Annotated in this window: 4 protein-coding genes; 3 read left to right on the top strand and 1 reads right to left on the bottom strand. The window is 27.0% G+C overall.

Translation table 11 applies throughout. From position 1 onward, the window contains the following. On the bottom strand, positions 1–246 hold a 246-nt coding region (locus VK998_RS11575), incomplete at its 3' end, for a hypothetical protein (RefSeq protein WP_325228484.1). A 100-nt stretch (positions 247–346) separates the two neighbouring features. On the opposite strand from VK998_RS11575, the gene VK998_RS11570 reads away from it, so the two are divergent. The 3 genes from VK998_RS11570 to VK998_RS11560 form a co-directional block, all read left to right on the top strand. Then, complete coding sequence (locus VK998_RS11570) at positions 347–793, top strand: YaaR family protein (protein WP_325228481.1); 447 nt, start codon at positions 347–349, stop codon at positions 791–793. Between the two features lie 18 nt (positions 794–811). Beyond that, positions 812–1108 (top strand): phasin family protein, encoded by a 297-nt coding sequence (locus VK998_RS11565; protein ID WP_325228479.1) that lies wholly within the window; start codon positions 812–814, stop codon positions 1106–1108. A gap of 45 nt (positions 1109–1153) precedes the next feature. Continuing rightward, positions 1154–2257, top strand: a 1104-nt coding sequence (locus VK998_RS11560; protein ID WP_325228477.1) for an ABC1 kinase family protein, incomplete at its 3' end; no start/stop codon positions are given.

Below are 2257 nucleotides of genomic sequence, written 5' to 3'. Positions count from 1 at the left end.
ATTATCTTTATCTACTATTACTTTTTCTCCCACTTTTTGCTTAATTTCTTCTTTTAACCGTAATGAATAAGATACTTTTTTATTATCTATGATTTTCTCGATTTTAACATCCTTTTCCTTTTTTTCTAATAGAATGCCTTCCACATCATAAAAAAGAGTAGGTTTTAAATTATAAGCATTTATAATATTTTCTTTTGTATTCAAATTTATGGCTTCCATATTACCATCCTTATCTAAAGATTTCATTTACTATATCGACAAATCTTTAATTAAACTTTAAATAAATATAATATTTTCATATATTATGCCGATAGTATATAATAGAATAGTAAGGGAGTGTGACTTTATGGCAAGAATAGAAAAGGTTGGTATGGACAATATACAAAGAGTTGATAATATAAAATCTACCAATAAAAAGGAAGTACACAAAACCTTTAAAAACAAACTTATGGAAGTAGAACAAGAACATATTCGTGAACAACTTAAAATCCTTTACAATAAGATAGAAAATCAATCTGAAAAACTACAGGATAAATTATTTATTGAAGATTTGGTCCAATATAAAAAACTTGTGAAAGAATTTTTAGATGTTACTGTGAATAATTCCCATGTCTTTTATAAAGAAAATTCCTTGGATAGAAGAGGTCGTCATAGGGTATATTCTTTAGTAAAGAAGGTAGACAATGAATTAGATGAACTTACTAAAGATTTTTTAAACATTGAAGACAATAGGATAAAAATATTGAGAAGACTAGACGATATTAAAGGTTTACTTTTAGACATTCTTACATAAAAGAAAGGAGGCAGAAAAATGGAGGATCTATTTAAAAAGGTATTCTTTGCTGGTATAGGTACCATGGCTTTAACTTATGAAAAGGCCAATGAACTGGTAAAAGATCTAGTTGAAAAAGGTAAAATTACTGTAGAACAAGGGAAACAATTGAATGAAGAACTTAAAAGAGTGGTAAAAGATAATAACCAAAATACTCAAAATATGAATGATATAGAAATGAATATAAAAACATATTTAGATAATTTAAATTTAGCAACTAAAGAGGATATAGATAATATAAATAGAAGAATAGATGAATTAGAGAAAAATATTTAATATGGGGGGATAGACCATCTTGAGCATACAAGATGGTTTCTTAATATGGATAATAACTATACTAAAAAAAGATTAAAAGAAATTATATCTGTAGCTATGAAATATGGATTTAAAAATGGAATAAAAAACCCAAAAGAATTGCGATTAGCCTTGGAAGAATTAGGTCCTTCTTTTGTTAAGATTGGACAATTATTATCTACTAGAGTAGATATACTACCCATAGAATATATAAATGAATTCCAAAAATTACAAGATGATGTAAGCCCTGAAAAATTTAGCATTATGAAGGAAGTTATTGAATTTGAACTAAAAGATACTATTGATGAAATTTTTCTAGACTTCAAAAAAACCCCTATTGCTTCTGCTTCTCTGTCAGAAGTATATTTAGCCAAGCTTAAAACTGGAGAAAAAGTCGTTGTAAAGGTCCAAAGACCTTATGTAAAAGAAAAGATGTTATCAGATATCCAGATATTAAAAAAATTAGCTCCCTTTGTTAATTTCACAGCTACAGGAGAATTTGTAGACATGAAAAAAGTAGTGGATGAATTGAGTAAAGCCACTGAAAAGGAATTGAATTTCATAGAAGAGATGAATAATATTATTAAATTTACAGAAAACAATCTTGATGTAAAATTTATAACTGTTCCTAAAGTATATGAAGAATATTGTACATCTAAGGTTTTGGTAATGGATTATATATCGGGAATCAAAATTGATAATGTCAATAAATTAACTGAATCTGGCTACGATGTTAATGATATAGCTACTAAAATAACTTATAATTATTTTAAACAAGTTTTTGAAGATGGGTTTTTCCATGCAGATCCACATCCTGGAAATATTTTAATATCAGATAATACCATTAGTTATATCGATTTTGGTCTTATGGGTAGTTTAAGTGCAGGTTTAAGAAAGAAACTAAATGATATTTTAGAAGGCGCTGCTACAAAGGATATTGACCTAATTGCAAAATCTATTTTAAAAATAGGGACACGAAAAGGGTCCGTGGATTTAAATAAATTATATAAAGACATAGAAATATTGTATAGCATTTATATAGATGAACCCATTCATGATTATGATATTCCTCAAATTCTAGAAGAAATAATAATAGTCTGTAGAAAAAATAGTTTACATATGCCCCATAGC

The sequence above is a fragment of the Schnuerera sp. genome (genome assembly GCF_035459645.1).
In the GTDB taxonomy this organism is placed as follows: Bacteria; Bacillota; Clostridia; order Tissierellales; family Tepidimicrobiaceae; genus Schnuerera.
This window is presented reverse-complemented; position numbering and strand designations above follow the sequence as displayed.

What these genes read in the sequence shown, in the direction of transcription:
- VK998_RS11570 (WP_325228481.1), top strand. Translation starts at nt 347, where the DNA reads ATGGCAAGAATAGAAAAGGTTGGTATGGACAATATACAAAGAGTTGAT.
- VK998_RS11565 (WP_325228479.1), top strand. Translation starts at nt 812, where the DNA reads ATGGAGGATCTATTTAAAAAGGTATTCTTTGCTGGTATAGGTACCATG.